Origin of the sequence: Pseudonocardia sp. SID8383 (assembly GCF_009864975.1) — a bacterium.
GTDB lineage: Bacteria > Actinomycetota > Actinomycetes > Mycobacteriales > Pseudonocardiaceae > Pseudonocardia > Pseudonocardia alni.
Genome location: NZ_WWFY01000731.1, coordinates 1 through 1,226 on the forward strand (window position 1 = coordinate 1; position 1,226 = coordinate 1,226).

The 1,226-nt window shown below is 76.8% G+C and carries 1 protein-coding gene; it reads left to right on the plus strand.

Annotated features, from left to right (window positions below; translation table 11 throughout):
* Positions 1 to 323: 323 nt before the first annotated feature.
* A partial coding sequence (locus GTW08_RS17650) for an alpha/beta fold hydrolase (protein WP_346009923.1) occupies positions 324 to 1,226 on the plus strand: 903 nt, incomplete at its 3' end.

The window sequence follows — 1,226 nt, forward strand, 5'->3', positions numbered from 1 at the left end:
GGCGCCGACGGCGAGCTGCTCTACGCGCTGGCCGGGGTCCGCACCACGGGGACCGCGACCGCAGCCGCGCACGAGGCGGTGGCCGCCCGGGTCGGGACGATGTGGGCGGCCGGTCGGGCGCCGCACCCCACCCGCACTGCCGACGACCGGGGCTGACCCGGGCGCAGCCGTCGGCGGCGCGGTGATCGTCTTCTGCGAGGGGTGCGGTGCCGGGTCCGGCACCGCACCCCTCGCTCGTCGCGATCACCGGTCCCGCCCGGCCGCCCGGGACGGGTGACGGGCCAGGGGTGGCGCCTTGTTGACACGTTTTCTACGATGACGGCGTGTCTCACAACGAGGTGGAGTCCGCGAGCCGCACCCGGACGGTGACCACGCAGGACGGCCTGGAGCTGGTCGTGGAGGAGCGGGGCGACCCGTCGCACCCGACGGTCGTCGCGGTGCACGGCTACCCCGACGACCGGCACGTGTGGGACCGCGTCGCCGCGGACCTCGCCGCCGACCACCACGTCGTCACCTACGACGTGCGCGGCCACGGGGGCTCGGCCGCGCCCGGCGCCCCGGCCGGCTACGACCTGGAGCTCCTCGCCGCCGACCTGCGCACGGTGACCGACGCCGTCTCCCCCGACGCCCCGGTGCACCTGCTCGCCCACGACTGGGGCTCGATCCAGACCTGGCACGCCGTCACGCGCGAGGGCGGCACCCCCTCGGCGATGGACGGCCGGGTCGCGTCGTTCACCTCGATCTCCGGCCCGTGCCTGGACCACGTGGCGCTGTTCCTGCGCCGCCGCGGGCTCCGCGACCTGCGGCCGGTGCTCACCCAGGCGCTGCACTCCTGGTACACGCTGGCGTTCCGGGTGCCGGTGCTGCCCGAGCTGATGATCCGCAGCGGGCTGCTCGGCGCGCTGGTGGCGCGGACCGAGCGGATCCCGCGCCCCTCGGTGCGCGACGCGGTCAACGGCCTGGAGCTCTACCGGCGGAACCTGCCGCGGCGGCTCGGCCGCCCGCAGCCGCGCCGCACCGACGTCCCGGTACAGATCCTGGCTCCGCTCGGCGACGCCTACGTCTCCCCCGCGATGGCGACGAGTGCCGCCGGGTACGCCCCCGACCTGCGGGTCCGCTACCTGCCCGGCGGGCACTGGATCGTCCGCAAGCGCGCGGGCGTGATCGCCCGGTGTGTCCGCGAGCTCGTCGCCGAGCGCAGCGGCGGGACCGCCGCGCCCGCGCTG